The organism is Shewanella sp. YLB-07 (assembly GCF_009377275.1).
Map to the genome: position 1 here is coordinate 1 of NZ_VOQB01000029.1, position 21,690 is coordinate 21,690.

Sequence of the window (21,690 nt, forward strand, 5' to 3'; positions counted from 1 at the left end):
AGTATTACCCCTTCGGTGGCACGGCAGTGTGGAGTGCAAAGCATACCTCGGAGGCGAAGTATAAATATGTGCGTTACTCAGGTAAAGAGCGGGATGCCACAGGGCTGTATTACTACGGTTATCGTTATTACATGCCATGGATGGGGCGCTGGCTCAATCCGGATCCGGCTTGGACGGTGGATGGCTTGAATCTGTATCAGATGGTAAGAAACAATCCCCTGATATACAAAGACAGTGACGGCCGAGCACTAGAATGGCTTGATTTAGCAGCAACAGAGAAAACGCAGAACATGGCCGAGCTGACTTATCTGCAACTCCCTGAATTAAGGGAGTTTCATCATGATTTTACCGATAGTACACGGAAAATCCTTGATAAAACTGACACAAACGAGCAAAGACTAAAACTTATTAAAAAGCCGAAAGACAGAGAAAAAGAATCGAGAAATATACAGTTTACAAACTCTAAGTTAAAAGGATATGCCGCACATGCAGGCTTTGTGAACACACCACAAGGGGATTCTCCTGTTTACAAAGACGGATTTCTGAATTTTGCGGGGAGCCTCAAGAATAAAAACACGTTTCCGGGCGTAAAACTAATAAGTGACGAGGCGATACCGGAGTTAGAGAAATATCATCCTAACAAACTTGCAAAATCATCGAGATGGAGGCCAAACACTAGCTTGGGCTACTATCGTGTGGTGGATATTAAGAGCTTCATTTCTGGTGTAAAAGAACAATACAATAAATCTGATAACCCACTACACCCAGTGGTAGAAACCAGAATAAAAGCGCATATTGCCATAAACAACAATGTATTACCCAAAATGGCCGGGATCGCTGGCTTGCATGCAGAAGTACAGGCCTTGAACTACCTAGTTTCCACATCTGATATCCGTGGAAATACAACACAAAAACTCAATAATAGTTATATATTCACGCAACGATTGACAGGGGATAAAAATAATGACTTCCCGGCTTGTCATAATTGTTCTGGTATTATCTCGGGACTTGAGCATGTGATGACAGGCAAAGTAGAAAGTGATAAAAGATTGAGGCGCAGAAATTCTATTTAGTGATGTAGACAGAAATAGTGAAGACATCAAGATGACAACCGCCAGCCCAACTGGCGGTTTATAGGAGCTGTCATCAAGCTTGGGGTTTTGCTTGAGTAGAACGGCCAGATTACTCTGGCTCTTCTGCGTTTCTTGTGTACGTCCAGCATGGGCATGAACTAATGAGGTGAAAGTCCTCTGTAGGAAGGTCACCGTTAAATAACGTGCTGTTATTAAACGTTAACTACTAGCGAATGGCAAGGGCTTAGCCGCGAGGCTTGGTCTGAAGGAAGCCGCTAGCAAATTTGCGAGCTGATGAACAAGAACATCATATGAGGCGTAGGCTAGAGGTGAGTTGGCACAAGACGACGAAACCACGTGATCTAATGGCCACCGTAAATGATGCAGCAGTGCAAAGAAAGTTCATGTTCTTATCTGGGGAGATCTGCTTAACACGCGATCGGTCATTAACCAGTAAGGCTCTGGTCTACAAGTGCCTTGGCTTTTCAGTGTCATCGACTGAAAAGAGCGAACCAGATGGAAACCGATAGCGCATGACGGGGTAACTCGGTATGTGATTAAACAGAAGTCAGCAGACGGCATAGTAGCCCAACGCCCATCGTAATGGTTGGGATATGGTGAAGGCCTGAACATTTAGAAGAAGGAGGAGTCTTGTCAAACTTGTCGATACCCACTACGTCGTCAGACGATTACTATCAGCAGCGTATTGAGATGCAACCTGCCTTCAACAACGATCTATTTCATCAACTGCTCGAACCTGAGAACCTCCACCGAGCTTGGCGGCAAGTTAGAGCCAATAAGGGCGCGGCAGGCATCGATGGTATGACCATCGAAGCTTTCCCGCTCTGGATGCAACAAGGCGGCTGGCAACGGTGTAAAACTCAACTTGAGTTAGGACAATACCACCCCTCAGCGGTCAGGCGTGTCGAGATCGACAAACCTGATGGCGGTAAGCGCAAATTAGGGATCCCAAACGTCGTTGACCGTGTCATACAGCAAGCGATTGCACAAATACTCACACCACTGTTTGACCCATTTTTCTCGGCTAATAGTTTTGGCTTTAGGCCGAACAGAAACGCCAAACAAGCGGTACTGCAAGTTAGGGATATCATCAAACAGAAACGGAAATTTGCTGTCGATGTTGATCTGTCTAAGTTCTTTGATCGAGTTAATCATGATCTCTTGATGACTCAGCTAAAGAACAAGGTTCAGGATAAGCGTCTGCTGGCGCTTATTGGTAAATACCTTCGTGCAGGTGTGATGGTCAACGACCAATTTGAGGCAAGCTTTGAAGGGGGACCTCAAGGCGGTCCACTCTCGCCATTACTATCTAACATAATGTTGGATAGTCTGGATAAAGAGCTGGAAAGCCGAGGGCATCAATTCGCCCGCTATGCGGACGATTTTATCATCTTGGTTAAATCCATTCGAGCGGGTGAACGGGTACTAAAGAGCATTACTCGCTACCTTGCCACTAAGCTAAAACTGGTTGTTAATGAACAGAAAAGCCAAGTGGTTAAGGTAGGTCAAAGCAAGTTCCTAGGGTTTACATTTAACCGAGGGAAGATCCAGTGGCACGCTAAAACGCTGCATATTTTCAAACAAAAGATGAGACGACTGACGAACCTAAATTGGGGCGTGAGTAGGCTCTGTTGCAAAGATTGAGCCTAGCCCGAAAGTACTTCGGTTATTAGGCTGATTCTTAATAGTTTACCAGTGCATTGGTGATTAGACGGATCTTTCCTGCTATTCCTTGACCGGATAACCAGATATTGAACTGCCCTTTTTTAAACATGTGCATCACTTCAAATCCTTTGATAGTGGCATAAGCCGTCTTCATCGATTTGAATCCTCGAACTGGATTGATGAGCCTTTTCAATTTTCCATGATCGGCTTCTACCGCATTGTTCAGGTATTTAATTTGCCGGTGTTCAAGCGCTTCAGAACATTTGCCTTCTTTCTTTAATTCCGTAATGGCTACACCGTAGGAAGCGGCCTTGTCGGTATTGATGGCGGAGGGACATTCCCAGCATTTGAGCCCTTTCAAAGCTTTACCCAAAAACCGTTTAGCCGCCTTAGCATTACGTCTGGACGATAAATAAAAGTCGACGGTATGACCTTGTTTATCGACAGCCCGATACAGATACACCCATTTGCCTTTCACTTTGATGTAGGTTTCATCGACCTTCCAGCTTAATCCTGCGTTGGGCTTCCAATACCACCTTAATCGTTTTTCTATTTCTGGCGCATAACGCTGAACCCAGCGATAAATGGTACTGTGATCAACATTGATACCACGCTCACTGAGCATCTCTTCGAGCTCTCGATAGCTGATCCCGTATTTACAATACCAACGTACAGCCCAAATGATAATATCATGGGAAAATTGTCGATACTTAAAGAGGGTCATGAGATAGCCAGCCTAAAACAAAAGAGGAGCTTAGCTGATTCGACGAGCTTTGCAACAGAGCCGTTAAGGGCGCCCCACACTTTTTATGCTCTCCCTGTTCGACCAGTCAGTTATCCGTACATATAACGCACGCTATATTGTGTGCGTCACTCGACGTTGTCTCGATTTTAAGGCGTAAATGTATATCGGCAACTCGAAACGTAATACTCAATTAATCATTTTTTTCATAATTAAGCATAAATCACATTTTTTTACGTTACAGGGCGAATAAAACACGTTATCAGTAAACCAGCCCGATCACCGAAGCTCTTTCGGGCTAAAGAACAGAGCCCTAAATTCACCGTTATCATAGGGAAGCATCATGGACAAATCATCCAGGCTTTCGCGTCGATGTGTCATTACAGGCTATGGTTCCATCTCCTCTTTAGGATCGAATTCGGCCGCCATATGACAGTCGATAATGGATAAATCCCTTGGATATCACTACCGGGATATCAGTGACTACAACATTCGCGCTAAGTTTTTTGGCAACATAGAAAGAGATACCTTCAGTGTCTGGTTTAATACCGCAGGGCAAGAGCGTGGTGATTTCAGCGAATGATATCGCTACAAATCACTTTATTCTCACGTATTTATTTCGGGTAACAACGAATGAATATATCAATGCTGCTGAGGGAAGCTATTTTTCGTGCTATTTAATTCGATGATCTTACTAACTCCTTTAGTACCAGGCGTTGGTAAAGATTAACTTATTGTCAATTAAACTTTTACAAGGGTAGGGCGATCATTAATAAGAACATGTTAACTTGTACAGCCGCAGGAAAAAGACATGTTCAACAACCTCGAACTTAATAATTGAACCATTAGCGATTGGATCGACAGCAAATGAAGTCCAGTAACTTTAAATTCGTATTTCATAATTTAATATCAGAAGGATATGTAACATGAGTAGTGCGATAATTAATGCCAATAAAAAAGGCTCCAAAAAGACAGTTTCTTCGTTATTAAAAGCGTCCATTCCAGAAAGTGTCTTAATGGCGATAAAACAAGTCAGAGGACCAACCCCAGCGCAGTTTGATGAGATTAAGTATTTTCAAGATATGCTCGTGAAATTAGGGCATACCTCTATTTTTGATATTACTCGTATTTCTAGATCACGTTTTATTTATCGTTATGATGGTCAATTACTTGGTCGAGCGGGTGAGATTTATGACAAAGCCGCCAGCTTTACTACTCAAGTCATCCAAAAGTACCGCAAAGGAAAACTACGTAAAAATAATAACAAGAATGTAGGGAATACTAGAAGCACGAAAGGTGCAACTAACGAAAGTGGGGATAATTTACCTTGTTATGCTGACTTGTTTCCTGAATCATGGCTTGATTTTTGCCGTTCTGGTGAAGTCCAAGCTGTAGACTCACCTGTTAGTTATTTGGTTGATCTTTATCGATTTATACAAGAAATTGAAGCGGATAGTAGTACGAGTTCAATCACACTAGATAAGCGTCGGCCGGATATAGCCCAATTGCCACTTAATTATGACACCACATATCAGGAACTACCTGAATTAGACTTTGTGAATGCCATTTTGATGTTGAGTATCCAAAACTTTCTAAATGCTATGGATGATGGACCGCTGGCAGCCGATCCTACGTATGTTTATGGCATATTGGACAGTACTCGCTTCCCTTTTGCCTTGCCTTATAGCTTTCCGAACGATCAAATTCATTCGGGGTTGGCGGTGAAAGACTGCACGTTGAACCAATTGGTCCAAACAGAAGGGGCGGAAGCCTCTTTACCATGGGAGATGACTCAGGATCAACGAGACAATGTGCTATTCGCGGCGAGTAAACTGAGTAACCATGAATGTATCTTGCTAACAGAAGCGGCCACTTTTTCGCAGTATCAGGTAACCGCAGAGCAATTGGATGAAGGATATCTAACTGGCAGTACGACTGAAATTATGCCAGGCACCAATCTAGATCAGCATGGTTATCTCGTGCCATTAGGCGCTTTAGTACCGCCGTACAGTGCCTTGACGCCGGATTGCCCTGACCACTTCGATGAGTTTTCTTTGACTTGTCTTGATGATGAGGGTCTCAATCCTCAAGTTATTACGCTGAGAGGTGAAAGTGTACTCACTTACCAGCGCGTAAAAGCACGCATGGTTGAATTTGAAGCTAGCGATGATACCCACAATAAAAGAGCTTACAGTCGTCAACTACGCTTATCTTCTAGTGACATTCCTGTTGACCTGTCTGCTGGTCCCTATTTTGGTTCGCTGGATGTTGATGCGCAAACTATCGGCGGAGAAAACTTTGCTCAGCTTCGCTTTGCGTTTTCTCTTACTGAGGATACTATATCGGCAAGTGATCTATGGACGGGTAGCGCAGACTATTTCCTTAACAACTATGGTATTAAAACTGAAGCTGAATATAGTGATTTAAAACAAATTACTGAGTTTGCTCAGTCGGTTAGCGGTACAGCGGTTGAAGTTGAGCAGTTATTGGCACAAGGAGACTATCGTCCCCAAGTCTCTCCTAATGTCGTCTTTGATAACACCATCTTTAGTGGTGGACAATCAGCACTTAATTTTCCAGATAGCTACCATTATGGCGCCAAATATATTAATAACGCCTGCCCGTCAGCGCTATCCATTGAGATTAAGCGAGAGGCTGACGGCAATGGATGGCGGGAAATAGATAATACCTCCCCGGCTAATTATGAGCGAATTAATCGGTTTTTACGATTAGCCCGTTGGTCCGCATTGCCCCATGATAAGCTCGATTTATTGCTCAATTCAGTCATGCAAGCTGAGGTAAATTCAACAGGGGACATCACTCCTCAGACCATAAAGGCCTATGGTTTGTACTGTCACTTGAATGAACGGTACTCCATGACAGTTGAAGCATTTAGCACCATGTTTGATAATATGAGTGTCTATAGTATTAGCCCAGAGGTACCATTTTTTGATCGCATTTTTAATAACCCCCAGTTATTTGATGACCCGTTTGTTCAAGATACTACGGAATTTGATTATACCGATCCACTCGATGCTAATGTTAAACAAATCTGCTCTGGTTTAGCCATCTCTACGACGAGCTTTTTATTATTGGCGCCATTGGTGCAGGAAGCATTTAACATAGACCCTCCCTTTACTACTAATACTACGCTGAACCGTACGGCACCAGTATTGTCAGCCTTGTATCGCTTAGTTAACCTGCCGGCATTGTTTGGTTTATCTCCTGAAGAAGGCTTAGATTTGTTAAAAATCCTAAGCAAGGTGCTAGGTCTAAATGAAACCCTTGTTACCCAGCTTGTTATTCAGCCCAGAGTCGAGGATGCTGCTTGGGATACGACGGGGATTATCCTGCAGCTGGAACAACTAGCTGCATTTATGCGAGAGTCGGGCTTTACCACTGCAAATCTATTGTTCTTGCTCGAAGTAAATGCTTCTCCCTTAGTGTCGACTCAAGGAATGGTGGACTTCTTTAGTAGCATGCAAAAGCAATTAACCGGTGAGGTATTATTGAGTGAGGCGAGTTTTCAACGACCTGAGTTGCCATCGATCCCGGTGCCTGCAATTCAGCCTCCTCCCCCAGTTTGGATGAACACGCTTGCTAGTTTGATTACGCCTGAAGGTTTAGTAAGGCCTTATCCTGAGGAATGGGGTCTTACTGACGCAGAATATTTGAATCAAGAATTAGTAGCAATTGTTGAGGCGCTCCAATTACCTGATGATGACAATGAAAACATCGATGCCGATACGGTTGCGGTGTTGGAGCAAATTATTTCTCAGGCAAAATCGGCGCAAGATAATCTGGTGGCGACCGCGATTTCCAATGAATATGGGGTTTCCCGTGAGCAGGTCAATCCACTGTTAAGTTGGTGCAATAGTAGTGTTATGGATATTTGTACTCTACTTCTCGAGACAGACCTAACTGCGAAGCCTCTTGATCCTGAGTTGTTCACTTTTGCTTATGATGTGTTGTTACATGTGGGGGTCATGTCTAAATTTAATCTAAGTGAGAATGCGTTGTTTATGCGTTTGGCTCAGCCTGCTTGGTTAAACTTAGCTCCAGTGACTACAGCTGAAATCACATTGAAAGAGCTTTGGATATTAAACGATTACACTAAATTGTTGAGTGATTCGTCTTATAGCGAACAAGAGATTCAAGATTACTTTGCTACTGCAAATATAAATGGAGAGACAGATAGCCTAGATGATTTTGATTATGCAACGTTAATGGCCGACATCTTGGCCTGGAATGTTGAGGAAGTCTTGAATGCTACTGCTGACTTCATTCCACCACGTGCTACAAATATGTTACAAATAAATTGGCTATCTCAAATTCAGCAATTATCGGCGCAAACAGGCATGTCGGCTTATGAGGTGATCTCAGCATCCGCGCTTGCTGTTGATTCAATCCTTGAGGATTTGAAACCGGTCGGCCAAGATGTGGTCGCCGCGTCTAAGGAAGACAATGAATCCTTAGGGGAGCACCTTGCTTCTTCCTTGCGCGATGCATTGGTGGGCTATTATCTTGACCAATTGGTGCCCAATGATGATGACATGGCACCTTATCGCGATTGGTTGAAAACCGTTGATACACTTTATGATTTTTTATTACTTGATACTCAAGTGTCATATAAAGTCAAAACGGCTGGCGTTGCCCAGGCCACCAAAAGCCTTCAGCAATATATTAACCGCATCACCCTCAACCTTGAACCAGGGTTAAAAACCACCTTGGAAGAAACGCTTAATTGGCGTGAATTTGCCAACCGTTATGGTTATTGGGCTGGAAATCAACAGCTTAAAATTTATCCAGAAGTGTATATTGATCCGACGCTGCGACTGGGAAAAACAGATTTATTTTTTCAGTTAGAATCTGTGTTGAATCAAGGAAAGTTAGAAGAAGAGACGGTGGAGAATGCCGTATTAGGCTATTTGAATGCTTTTGAGGAGGTGAGTAACCTTGAAGTCTTGTCTGGTTATGAGTCAGGGGGCGAGATTGCTGAAGACAAAATGTATTTTGTCGCCAAGACTCGAACTCAGCCTTATTTGTATTATTGGCGCTCACTGGATATGACACAAGGTATTGCCTCAACTTTGGATCTTTATCCAAGTGCATGGGAGGAGTGGAAACACATTGCTCTCCCCTTGGATGCAGCGATACCTCGCACTGTGCGTCCCGTTATTTTAAATAGCCGCTTATATGTGGCTTGGATAGAAGTCTCTAAAGAAGAAAAAGACACAGGTGTAATAGATGGCGAGACAGGTCAGATGATTACAACGACGTCGTTCATCACTAAATTGATGCTTGCTCATCTTAAATTTGATGGCACCTGGAGTACTCCGAACCTGTTGAAGGAAGAGGGCTTGGATTATCAGATAACCGATCTGATCGCCGTGATGGATACCACTCGCGCAGAAGAGAAATTGATGCTCGTGGGTTATATTTCAAACATAGGCGATGATGGACCAGGCTTCTACGATTATACGACTTGTTTTGCTTATGCGTGCGATACCATGTTGATTGAATCAACGGACTTTCCAGCGTCACCTAAGCCAACGTTTTCCGATATTGATTATTATAGTGATAAATTGATTTGGTTTTACACTCGTGACGCCGGCAACCTTTATTTTGAAGGTGAAGAGCTCACAACTGGTGGTATTTTTGATCCAGATATATATCCGCCTTTAGAAACGACGACTGACCAGGCTTGGGCACGCAAGGAGAAAGCCAGAAAGTTGATATTATATCCCTATGTCAATACAACTGAGTGGCCAATTGAGGATACATACTCCATTACAGGGCCGGATGACTATCCAGTGAGCGGGGGTAAGTCAGGGACATACGGAAAGGATAATATAGAAATACTTCCAGCTTTTACAGCCGATGATATCAATCGATTATCAATAACCGCGAAGGCACCTGATTATAATTATTTTGAGGATCCTAGTGTTACAGAGGGCGATAACTTAACAGTTGTTTTGTTTTGTATTTGGGTGTGGGAGAGAAGCCCTGAAGGGGGAAATGATATCACCACAGGAAGACTGCTTTATAAAGACTATAGGGCTTACTACAATCCTGATGAAACTCCAATAGCTGGCGCTGACTCATACCCTACTGCTCCCGATGAAGTCAGTCTGAGTGCGGTTATTGAGTTAGAGTCTGGTTGGGGAGATGTTGTCGTTCAAGCTGGCTTTAGTTTAGTTAAGGATGAAATTTGGCAGCCTGGTGATCCCTATTATATAGAAGATAACGGTGGGCGTTTTACCGCAACTTATACAGTCGGTAAAAAATTGCGGGAGTTAGTGCAAAATAGAGTGAATAATAAAGTTGAATATCTCCAGTTTCCGGAAAGCTATAAGCATCATAACAATGATGCAGCGATCCGCCTTAATACGTTATTTGCTAAAGAGTTAATATCTAGGGCTACCAAGGGCATTGATTATGTACTTGAATGGGAGACTCAAAACCTTGATGAACCACCTGTGATACCCGGCAACGCCGATGTACCGATTGACTTTAACGGGGCGAATGGTATTTATTTCTGGGAGCTATTTTTTCATATGCCTTATTTAGTCGCTTGGCGCTTGAATATTGAGCAGCGCTATGAAGAAGCCGCTCAATGGGCACAGTATATCTTTAACCCGAGTGAAAGCTTAGATCAACCCGAGTTGGCAGAGGGTAAACCACGTTATTGGAATTGTCGTCCGTTAAGCCCGTTAGAAGACGACGATGATTTGAACCGCGCTTTGACGCAACCGGCAGATCCAGATGCCATTGCTGAATCAGATCCTGTTCATTACCGTAAAGCCATTTTTCGCTTTTATGTAGATAATCTGATTGATCAAGGGGATAAGGAATACCGTAAACAAGATCCTTCTTCCAGAATTGTTGCTCGTTTAAGTTACGATACCGCCGGGGCTCTATTGGATCAAAGACCCGACATTCAGATGGCAACAACGTGGGAGACCTGTATCTTAGAAGATGCTGCAAACAACAATGAAAGTGAGCAGCGCGAGGAGGAAATGAACACATTATCGCTCAGAACACTCCCTGTCACCTATGATGGTACGATATCTAATCAGGATAATGGTCTCTTTTTAGATCCCTTTAATTCTAAACTCACAGAGCTGTGGGATACGCTAGAGCAACGGCTTTATAATTTGCGCCATAATTTGACGATTGATGGTAAAGAAATGTCGACTCAGCTCTATGAAACCCCCGTAGACCCGATGGCATTACAATCTCAGCGTTATCAACGGGTTGTTGCTTTGAATAATGCCGGGGCGGCTAAGTTTGTGGTACCTAATTATCGTTTTGAGCCTATGATGAACAAGGCCATGAACGGGGTAGAAACCTTGATTCAGTTTGGTAGTACATTGTTGGGTCTACTGGAACGTAAAGATGGGCTTAACTTCGACAGTTTTCAGATGAATCAACAGCTAGCCATGTATAACTTTACTATTAGCTTACAACAGCAATCAATTGAAATCAGTGAGGCGGAGTTGTCAGTCAGTGAAGTTTCGCGTGAAAGCGCAGATCAACGTTATCAACACTATAAAAAATTGTATGACGAAAACATTTCAAGTACCGAACACGAAGTGGTTCAACTGCAAGCCAGCGCTGCCAGCGCCCTCATTTCTGCTCAAGGGATGAGAACAGCGGCAGCAGCACTGGATATGATACCGAATATGTTTGGTTTGGCCTGTGGTGGGATGAATTGGGGCGCGCCATTAAATGCAATGGCTGAGGCCACGACAATTAGTTACCAGTCCGATAGCGCTAAAGCGGAGAGTCTGAGTGTATCTGAGTCTTATCGCCGCAGGCGACAAGAATGGCAAATACAGTATAAGCAGGCTGAGCTAGAAATAACCGCTATCGACAAGCAAATGGAAGTGCAGCAACGCCAAGTTCAGGCGGGGCAAACCCAGTTGGAACAAATAGAAGCGGAATATGAGCAGTCACAAGAGCTCTTTGAATATTTTAGCAGTCGTTTCACCAATGAAAATCTGTACATTTGGATGACAAGTCAGTTATCAAATTTATATCTACAAGCCTATGATGCGGTGATGTCGTTATGTTTAACGACCGAAGCGTCTTGGCAATATGAAATTGGTCAATTTGAGAGTCAATTTGTACAACCTGGTGTTTGGAATGATTTATACCAAGGGCTATTAGTGGGAGAAACCATGAAGTTAGGTTTGATCCAAATGGATCAAGCATACGCTTATCAAAATATTCGCCGTCAGGAAATCACCAAAACCATTTCTTTGAAAGACCACATGCCGGATGGCGACTTTGAAAAAGCTAGAGATTCAAATGGTAAATTTGTATTCAACTTTAATATTAGCCAGCATTTTGCTAATGACTTTATAGGCTTGAAAAACCAGAGAATTGAATCTGTTGCTATATCATTACCAACATTAGTCGGGCCTTATCAGGATATTAAAGCCACCTTGACTCAGCTGTCCAGTATCATAGATGGCAGTGTCGGCACTGAGCGAAAACAGGTGATATTGTCCCATGGAGTAGAAGATAATGGCATGTTTACCTTCAATGATGATGGACGCTTTTTACCCTTTGAGGGTACGGGGGTTGAATCGAGTTGGACCTTGGAGTTCTCACAGGGACAAGATACGATTCTTGATAACTTAACTGATGTGATTTTCCATATGAACTATACCGCTATCACGGTTTAAATCCCACAGGGTGCCCATGGGCACCCTGTGGCTTCATTTGATTTATTAATAATTTATATACCAAGGAAGAATGCTATGAGCATTACAAAAACTTATACATCAGTCAGGGCCATGTCCAATCCAACCTGTGAGATAGGCTCGCACTTGACAACATGGGCTGAACAGTCCGGCGGCGAGACATTTAATGTTGTTTATAACGGTCATGTATACCAAAATAGGTATTGGGTTGAACGCTGGCACATACCTGGTCCTGGTGATGAGAGTACGGTAGCGAGTCCTCATAATGCTTGGCAATGGATACGCGAAATGGATCCGAGTGAGAGCAGCCTGGATTGTCCTGCTACGAGTATTGAAGAGTTGGAAAAGATAACGGACGACGGCCCCACTGGCATATTAAAGACAGATACCATTACCAACGATACTTATGGTCAGCCAGATGTTTCGTTCAACCCAGATGGTAGCGGCGGCGGAGTCAATAACTTGTCTTATACCGCTAGTCGAGTCTGTAATGATATGTATAACCGCTATGATCCAGATCCCAACCGTAATGACCCAGATCCTAAACCGAGTGATCCAGCTACCCGCCGCCCCAAAGTCTGTGCTTATGTTACTGATTGGTGTCAATTCGATGGTCGCTTGGATTTTCCGCTTGATGATACTGAAAATCTTACGTTAGCCGATTATGGCCGAGGCTTTGACTTAGCCAAGATCCCGCCTACGGCTTATGACAAGTTGATATTCAGCTTTTTGGGGGTCGCAGGCGATGAATTGTTTCCTGGGGGGAAGGTGGCGGATGTATTTAATGGCTGGAATGATCAAGTGCCGTTTACAGAGAAAATAAAGGTAGGCCATATCGTACCGGTTGACCCTTATGGTGATTTGGGCAGTAGTCGCAATGTAGGCGGGGGGCCAGCACATACTGAGATTTCTAATGCGAATTTTTTAACCTATTACAATCAAGAAGCGGCCTCGGGGCTCTTGGGTGGGCTACGTGATTTAAAAGATCAAGCCCGCCGTGAGGGACACCATCTAGAATTAGCCCTTAGTATTGGCGGTTGGAGTTTATCCAGTTATTTTTCTCATATGGCACATAATGATGATGTGCGTGCGGAATTTGTTGCCAGTGTCGTGGATTTTTTTAAACGTTTCCCGATGTTTACAGGCGTTGATATTGACTGGGAATATCCAGGTGGCGGCGGGTTGTATCCTCAGGATGCGGGGGCGACCTATCAGACATATCAAAATGATGACGGAATCTATTATACGAAAGTGATTGAAGATTTACGTCTGGCATTGGATACCAATTTTCAAGGCAGTAACCGTAAAGAAATCAGTGTTGCCTGTAGTGCGGTGATCGCTAAAATGGAGAAGTCTAATTTAAAAGACCTGTCTGATGCTGGGGTGGATAATATCTACCTGATGAGCTATGACCTCTTTGGCACGCCTTGGGCTTCACATATCGGTCATCATACTAATTTATACAGTCCAGAGGGGACACTAGCAAATACAGAGGAAGATTTATCGGCGGATCTGGCGATCACGTATTTACTTGGTTTAGGCATTCCTGCTAGCAAGATTAATTTAGGCTATGCCAACTATGGCCGTTCATGTACGGGGGCAAACCTCATAGACCGTAAGTACGATAATGGCAATCCCACCGACGGTAGCAATATTTCTGTGGGCACGTTTGAAGCCGGCGCTCCCGAGTTTTTTGATATTGTGAATAACTATTTAGATTTAGAATACCAATTAGCACTAGGAAATAATGATTTTGTCTTAATGACAGACACGACAGTGAATGCGGACTTTCTTTATAATAATACAACAAGTAGCCCAGCTATCCGTGATCATTTTATTTCTCTAGATACCCCGCGTACGGTTAAGTTGAAAGCTGAATATGCCATGGAAAAAGGGCTTGGGGCGGTATTTTCCTGGTCGGGAGATCAGGATTGTGGCTTATTGGCCAATGCCGCCCGTGAAGGCGCGGGTTATCTGGTGAGCAGTGAGGCGGATGAAAAGATTGATATGGGGCCATTATATAACCCAGGGGTGCCAATCGAATTACAGCCAGTTACTCTACTGCCTGATTATGTACAACCTGCTGTACAAGCCGCATCTAAGCCCAAAGCTGCACCTAAACCCAAAGCGGCAGCTAAAGCAACTTGCAATAAAAAATAATGTAATAGCAGGGCTATCGGTATCTCTCGCTAGGCCTGCATATTAATCAGTTTTTTGAAGGAAAAATAGTTATGGCAGATACCACTGTTAATACCCAAAAATTAGTATATGCACAAGACCCTGGTTGGGATAACCTGAACTCCGGTTATAAAGCTGAGGGGGCTGGAGAGCTAACTTATGAGTTGAATTGTTTTAATCCTCTAAACGATATAGCATCCCAGGCTACCTCAGATCCACATGTTGTCGGATATACTAGTGTTGAAAACATGACCTATACGCCAGCACGTAAACTTCAACCTGTCGGTAATATTTATCCTTCGTCGGGGGAATTTAGTGTCTTTTGTTATGTGGGTGATTGGGCGCAATATGATGATCGTCTAGCTACTATTATACCAGGTCCTGGGGTAACTGTTATAGGCGGCCGCGGTTTTGCTTATCCGCAGCTAGAGCACATGCCCTATGACAAAATAGTGATGGGCTTTGTTGGTCATACAGGTAATTACTCACCCTACAGTAATACTTCGAATGCTGCGGCCACTGCTTTTAAGATTACAACAGGTGACGGATCTGCAACATTTACCGACGCTTGGGGGGATGTCCAAGCTTTTTTAAATTGTGGGTTTACGGTGAGCGGGTGGGATGGGCCAGAGTTCCATTATACTCAAGATACTGCTCTGGGTTATTTGGGAGCGCTCAGAGATATTAACACAAATAGCGACAAATCTCTTTCTTTCAGTATGGGCGGCTGGACCCTGAGCTACGCTTTTCATGATATTGCTGCTAGCGGTGCTACAACTACACTAGCAGATACACTCATCAAGAGTGTTAATAATATTCAAGAAAAATTTCCTATGTTTACCCATATAGATTTGGACTGGGAATACCCTGGCTCGCCAGGGGCTGGTAATACTTATGGCACAGAGGATGGCGCAAATTTTGCGGCATTAATTGCGAGAATAAAGACCCAGTGTAATGGTAATGGTAACGGTAATACTCCTGAGCTCAGCATAGCTATTGCGGCGAATGTAGAGACTTTAATAGCTGCTGATTTACAAAATACAATGTCGGACTTAAATGCCAATGATGTTGCCTTTAATGTCATGTCCTACGATCTATTTACCACCCCTACAGGAACGGGGGCGGTACCTCTTGCTCACCACACAAATCTTCATTTGGGCACTGGCGCCGAACACTCTACAGAAACTGCCGTTAATTACTTGATAGGGACTTGTCTCGCACCGAACAACAAGGTTTATGTTGGTTTTGCTGGTTATAGCCGTAATGCGCGTAATGCGACACTAACTGAAATCACGCCGTTAACAGGGACTGCTGATGCTCAAAATCTGTCAACGACAGGTACTCTGGAAAACGGCGTCACGGAATTTCCCGATCTGCTGACTAACTATTTAGATTTAGAAAGCATGGTGGCGGCTAATACAGGTGAAGTTAATACTTTTATCTTTGCGAATAGGGATGCAAGGATTGCAGTCAATACAGCACAATATTTGAGTACAGGGTTTGTTTTCTGTACCGATAATGAGGCTAATGCCGACTTTTTACATAATCCAAATGTTGCTGACTATGTGACTAATGGAAATCAGTATACTGGCCTATTTTTGTCTATCGAGACCCCTCGAACTGTCTATGCAAAAGCACAGTTTGTGAAAAATTATCCTGGCGGACAGTTAGGAGGCTTGTTTATTTGGACGGGGGATCAAGATAACGGTTTATTAGCCAATGCCGCTTGGGAAGGGTTGGGTCAGATAGCTGACAGAGGCCCTACTTCTGGACCTAATATGAATACGACCGCCTTCGATATGGCTCCTTATTATCTCATCAGCGGCGTACAAGACATGAGTGAGTATTTAGAGGTGATAGGGGGGGGAGGGCCTGAACCAGATCCTAAGCCAGGTTTGACGGAGCCAAGAGAACCTAGTCTGGATGCTCAATAAACGCAAGGGAAGGGCCTTATGATTAGATAAGGCCTATGTTTCCCACATAATGGCCTTACCTCCTATTACAGCGTTTGGCCTTTATACTATTTGACACTCGCCTTACGGTTATACCATGTAGCGTTAGTGGTTTGATTTTTATGTGAAATATTGTTTTTAGAATGTAGCTACGCAAAAAGTCAACCACCTTACAGTTAACATCAAGTGGTGTTTATTGTAATAACGCTCTGAGTCACGTGTTTGTTGGGTGAAATGTTATATATCTACTTCATATGTGTTGAGGTGGATTTTTGAGTTTTTTATGCTTATTGGTATGGCCTTATCGTCAATAAGCGCTCTGTTACTGGAGTACGTATGTCACAAACTACAACCAATTTGGCGATTAATCCTCCCGAGCTCCCTCAGCGTGGAGGTACCATAAATACAGCGCAAACAACACCGGGACATGCTGGACCGACGGGAGATTTGCAGTTTTCTATTCCTGTGCCTGTGAGCGAAGGGCGGGGCTTGGCACCCTCACTTGCCCTGAGTTATCAAACGGCTCAGGGAAATAGCCCCTTTGGTGTAGGCTGGCAGTTACCCTTATTATCAATTCGTGTCCATACCAAACGCGGGGTTCCCAACTACGATGATCCTGATAGCGTCCGCTATGTTGGCCCGAGTGGCGAAGTGCTTGAGCCGATTCGTGATCCTGGTGGAGAGATCATTATCGAGCAGCGTACACCACTTGGGACAATATTGACTGAGCAACATAACGTGATCAGTTACCGCTCCCGTGTGGCTGGAGGCTATGAGCGTTATGAACGTTGGCAGCCAGTGAGCTTGCCAGCTCCGATGTTTTGGTTGATTTTTTCTCCCGATGGCTCGTTGCATTGTCTGGGGAAATCACCTTCGGCTCAGACCAGTAATGGCGACCGTATTGCCGAGTGGTCGATAGAGGAAAGTTTGTCGCCTCAAGGGGAACATATACGCTATGTTTATCAGCCAGAAGACAATGCCGATGGTGTGGGTACATTCCCCCCACAAGAAGGGAGAGAACTCGGCGCCTTATCCTATCTAACAAAGGTGTTGTATGGCAATGTAACGCCCTCCTCTGCGCTTTATTGCTGGGATGACACTTGGCCAGATGATGACACGGAATGGTTATTCAGTGTGGTGTTCGATTACGGCCAACGTAGCGCTCCAAGCGCTGTACTTCCCGAATGGGAGTCTGTTAGCAATTGGACTGCCCGTGAAGATGCATTCTCCGATTATCATTATGGTTTCGAAGTACGTTGTCATCGTCTTTGTCATCAAATTATCATGTTTCACCATTTTGCATCAGAGCTGACGACATCGCCTATGCCTGTACGCCAGTTGATACTCAGCTATGATGAAAACCCAATATTGAGTCGCCTAACCTCTGCACAGCAATACGCCTATGGAGAAAATTCAGCGGGAGATATTTTGGTTGAATCTCATCCTGCCTTGCAGATAACCTATCAAGACATTACCTTGCCTAGCATACCAGTATGGCAGACGCTGCCACCAACACAGGGGATTAATGAATCCCCCTTTTATCAGTTAGTCGATCTTTATGGGGAAGGCTTATCTGGGGTATTATACCGCTCTGGTACAGACTGGCGATACCGCGCGCCCCAGCGCGGAACGCCAGACAGCGATGAGATAAGATATAGCGATTGGGAGTCAGTGGCCCCAGTGCCGTCGTTGCAAAATGGCAGGCAAATGTTGACCGATGTTACCGGTAATGGTCGTCTCGATTGGATGGTGATTCAACCTGGATTAAATGGATTTTTCAGTCTGAAAGATGACCAAACTTGGCAGTCATTTACACCATTTTCAGCGGTGCCATCCGAGTTGATAAGCGGTGAAGGTATATTTGCTGATATCACAGGAGCAGGTTTATCCGATGTTGCTGTTATTGGGCCTAACAGTGTTCGCTTCTACCCGAATACACGGGAAGGTTTTGTTCAAGGTGAAACAACAGATCTTGGTGCACTCAATCGACCTCTGCCGATCCAGGGACGCAATAAGTGCACATTAGTGGCCTTTAGTGATATACAGGGCTCAGGGAAAGCACAGCTGGTTGAAATCGATAATGGTAGCGTCCACTGTTGGCCAAACCTAGGACGGGGGCAATTTGGTGATTGTATTACCTTGGTGTGGCCAGGTGTGGAGAATTTCCAACCGAATAGGTTATATTTGGTCGATATCGATGGCTCAGGAGCCAATGATTTACTCTATGCTAATTCAGATAATATCACCGTCTATAGAAATCAATCAGGCAATGGTTTTGCTACTCCCGAAATCGTGGCTCTGCCTACAGGGCTCCTTTTCGATGACACCTGTCAGCTTACCTTTGATGACATGAAGGGCACGGGGGGCATCTCTGTGTTACTCAGTGTTCCTCATATGTCGCCTGCACATTATCTCTTGCCGTTGAGCGAGCATAAACCTTATCTTATTCAACAATTAAACAATCAATGTGGCGCGGTTAGCCAGATAACCTATCGGCATTCAGGTCAAGAGTGGTTAGATGAAAAGCTTGAAAACCCTCTAGCTGATTGCCTGCTTCCTCTGCCATTGTATCTAGTGAAGCAACTGACTCAAATCGACAATATTACCGGTAATGAGCTAACCCAGCAATTTGTATATCGCCATGGTTTGTATGATGGCGTAGAGCGGGAATACCGTGGTTTTGGTTATGTAGAAAGTGTAGATACACAATTATTACTCAGTCCTCGCGATACGGATACTCCAGCACTGAAAACCCGCCGTTGGTATCATGTGGGTCGCACTTTACCTTTGTCTCTGCTTCCATCACCTTGGAATGATGATGTTGAGGCCTATGTCCTGCAAGATACCAGCTTCAATGGTTGGGGGGATGCGCTTTCTGAGTCTGATTTATGGTGGGCTGAGCGGGCATTAACGGGCTCACTCTTGCGTGAAGAGGTGTATGGCCTGGATGGCAGTGCACTTGAATCAGCCCCGTACTCGGTTCAAAGTATGCGTTATCAAGTGGCGTTATTACAAGAGGGCGTGGAGGAGGCGGCAGCACCGACATTGAGGCAGCAATCCTTGGAGCAGCTGAGTTATCACTATGAGCGCATCAGTAGTGATCCTAGTTGCCAACACGCGTTAACCTTGGAGTTTGATGTGTATGGTGCACCAATTCATCAGATTTCAATTAGTTACCCGAGACGCCTTGTTGTGTCCGGAACCTGGGATGCTATTTATCCTGTTACAGATGATGTGGATAGTGATGATCAACAGTTCGTGCTTAGGATTAATGAAAGCCGGAGTGCTTACCTTCAAGAGGAAACTGACAACTATAGCGTGATAGGTTTGCCTTCTGAGAATCGAAGCGATGTTATTGAAGGGCTAGAAGCTAGTATACCTGTGAATGGCTTTAGCGTTGAGGAACTTCAAGCGCTTTTAACCGATGCCACCCCTAGAATCTTTGCTGGGCAACAAAAGAGCTTCTACTGCGTCGAAGGTGGTGATGAGCTTGTTGGCTTCACATATCCGCCTCGAGTGGAACATATCGAAGTGGCGGAATTCGATGATACAGCGTTACAGGCCTACGCCGGCGTGCTTACTCTTCCTGAGTTGTCGAATGAGCTGGGAGCGGCTGGATACGTGATTTCCGAACGTGTGCTTTCTTTTGAAGATGAAGATGATGTTTGGGTCGTACCTCAATCTTATACTCGTTACCTCGCTGATACCGCTTTTTATTTACCGGAAGCTTTCCAGACAACGGGATTAGTAGGAGAAACTTTGCTGGGGTATGACCCCTATCATTTAATGGTGACCTCAACGACTGATGCGCTTGGTAATGCTACGACCATGACTGTCAACTATCAACAATTACAGTCCCTTGCTCTACTAGATATTAACAGTAATACCCAAGAAACCGCGGTGAGTCCTCTAGGCGCTCCGGTAAGCAGTTCATTTTATGATACTGAGAATGGTGTAGATAAAGGTTTTCCTTCGTTAGAAAGCAATATCACGGCGGCGCTTGATGTCACCGCCCTGATAGACGCTGCGGGGGAGAGCTTACAGCAAGAGGCCTCACTGTTTGCCCGCGATGAATTCAGTTGGCAATCAAATTCGTTACCACTGCATCAGGTCACCTTAGTCGCAGATGATTATCCTGATATCGATGAGCAGCAAGTACAAGTGCAGCTCGCTTACAGTGATGGTTTTGGGCGGGCTTTGCAGAACGTGCAAAAAGTCAATCCTGGACCCGCTTATGAACGTACTGCAACAGGAGAGCTGGATCCTATAGTACCTAGTGTGGAGCCCCGCTGGCTAGTTAGTGGGAGAGTGGAATACAACAATAAAGGTTTAGTCGTTCGGCAATACCAACCTTATTTTGTTGATGATTGGCACTATATTACTGATGCGGGTATGCAGGCTATGGGGGTTGCCGATACTCATTACTATGACCCCTTAGGCCGAGAGATTAAAGTGGTCACCGCCAAAGGTTTTGAGCGCCGGCAGTATTATACGCCCTGGTTCACGGTCGCAGAAGACGAGAACGACACCTGGTCTGAAGTGACAAGCAAATCACGCTAACTTAACACCTTAAGGTGCCGCTCACCGGTACCTTAAGGCCTTCACAGGAACACAACTATGAATACTACCTCCCCTGACGTGTTCAAGGGTACCCCCTCGATAACGGTCACCGATAACCGCGGACTGGCTGTTCGTGGGGTCCAATACAACCGCACCAGCGCCACAGATGAGCTGGACTGTTTAATCACCCGCTCGACTTATAATGCCCTGGGGCAACTGGCTTGCTCAGCCGACCCTCGCTTGTTTGATAAAGGCCTGAGTAATCTGTCTCAACGCCAGAGTCTGGCTGGCCAACCACTGCGGGTCGACAGTGTCGATGCGGGCTGGCGAGTGGCGCTGTTAGACATAGAAGGCGCGCCCCATAAAGAATGGGATGAATTGGGCACCACCCGGCGTTACGTTTATGATGTGCCGCTGCATCGCCCGCTGGCCATTCATGAGCAACGCGCCGATACCCACAATGGTGCAGAACAAGTTACCGACCGCTTTGTGTATGGCGATAGTGAGCAGGTTGATGACAATTTGAACCTGCAACTTATCCGCCATTATGACCATGCAGGTTTGGCAGAGACCACCAGTATTAATCTGACCGGACAGCCTTTAGTTCAGCAGCTGCAGCTGCTGACATCTAAGACAGATGACAGCGACTGGCAAGGCGATGATGAAGGCGCCTGGAAAGATGCACTCGCCCCAGAGGTCTACGTGACCCAGTGGCACTATAATGCTTTGGGTGTGATGCTGACTCAGTGGGATGCTAAAAGCAATCGACAGCGCAGCGAGTATGATGT

Annotated in this window: 8 protein-coding genes and 1 pseudogene; 8 read left to right on the plus strand and 1 reads right to left on the minus strand. The window is 44.8% G+C overall.

Translation table 11 applies throughout. The annotated features are described in order from the left end of the window. Both FS373_RS31760 and ltrA read left to right on the plus strand, forming a co-directional pair. A partial coding sequence (locus FS373_RS31760) for an RHS repeat-associated core domain-containing protein (RefSeq protein WP_322619593.1) occupies window positions 1–1,073 on the plus strand: 1,073 nt, incomplete at its 5' end. 651 nt (window positions 1,074–1,724) lie between these two features. Then, window positions 1,725–2,738: a group II intron reverse transcriptase/maturase gene (gene ltrA / locus FS373_RS31170; RefSeq protein WP_227993455.1), complete on the plus strand. Its 1,014-nt coding sequence runs from the start codon at window positions 1,725–1,727 to the stop codon at window positions 2,736–2,738. 37 nt (window positions 2,739–2,775) lie between these two features. Here the strand turns inward: ltrA and FS373_RS31175 are convergent, their stop codons facing one another. Further along, window positions 2,776–3,483 carry an IS6 family transposase gene (locus FS373_RS31175; protein WP_152831521.1) on the minus strand — a complete coding sequence of 236 codons (708 nt, stop codon included), beginning with the start codon at window positions 3,481–3,483 and terminating at the stop codon, window positions 2,776–2,778. Window positions 3,484–3,943: 460 nt separating this feature from the next. On the opposite strand from FS373_RS31175, the gene FS373_RS31765 reads away from it, so the two are divergent. The 6 genes and pseudogenes from FS373_RS31765 to FS373_RS31200 all read left to right on the plus strand — a co-directional run. Beyond that, the gene (locus tag FS373_RS31765; protein ID WP_194165962.1) at window positions 3,944–4,084 is read left to right on the plus strand and encodes a hypothetical protein; all 141 of its coding nucleotides are present in this window, start codon (window positions 3,944–3,946) and stop codon (window positions 4,082–4,084) included. Between the two features lie 343 nt (window positions 4,085–4,427). Next, window positions 4,428–12,194, plus strand: coding sequence for a Tc toxin subunit A (locus FS373_RS31180; RefSeq protein ID WP_152831522.1), 7,767 nt, complete (start codon window positions 4,428–4,430; stop codon window positions 12,192–12,194). 75 nt (window positions 12,195–12,269) lie between these two features. Next, window positions 12,270–14,372 (plus strand): glycosyl hydrolase family 18 protein, encoded by a 2,103-nt coding sequence (locus FS373_RS31185; protein WP_152831524.1) that lies wholly within the window; start codon window positions 12,270–12,272, stop codon window positions 14,370–14,372. 71 nt (window positions 14,373–14,443) lie between these two features. Beyond that, window positions 14,444–16,324 (plus strand): glycosyl hydrolase family 18 protein, encoded by a 1,881-nt coding sequence (locus tag FS373_RS31190; protein ID WP_152831526.1) that lies wholly within the window; start codon window positions 14,444–14,446, stop codon window positions 16,322–16,324. A 354-nt stretch (window positions 16,325–16,678) separates the two neighbouring features. Next, entirely contained in the window at window positions 16,679–20,902 is a 4,224-nt protein-coding gene (locus FS373_RS31195) for a SpvB/TcaC N-terminal domain-containing protein (protein ID WP_152831528.1), read from the plus strand. A 57-nt stretch (window positions 20,903–20,959) separates the two neighbouring features. After that, window positions 20,960–21,690 (plus strand): annotated as a pseudogene (locus FS373_RS31200) (RHS repeat protein); the annotation flags it as partial.

Bases quoted from the DNA above. Each gene is read 5' to 3' on its own strand.
- FS373_RS31195 (WP_152831528.1), top strand. From the start codon at position 16,679: ATGTCACAAACTACAACCAATTTGGCGATTAATCCTCCCGAGCTCCCT.
- FS373_RS31190 (WP_152831526.1), top strand. From the start codon at position 14,444: ATGGCAGATACCACTGTTAATACCCAAAAATTAGTATATGCACAAGAC.
- FS373_RS31180 (WP_152831522.1), top strand. From the start codon at position 4,428: ATGAGTAGTGCGATAATTAATGCCAATAAAAAAGGCTCCAAAAAGACA.
- FS373_RS31185 (WP_152831524.1), top strand. From the start codon at position 12,270: ATGAGCATTACAAAAACTTATACATCAGTCAGGGCCATGTCCAATCCA.
- FS373_RS31765 (WP_194165962.1), top strand. From the start codon at position 3,944: ATGGATAAATCCCTTGGATATCACTACCGGGATATCAGTGACTACAAC.
- FS373_RS31175 (WP_152831521.1), bottom strand. From the start codon at position 3,483: ATGACCCTCTTTAAGTATCGACAATTTTCCCATGATATTATCATTTGG.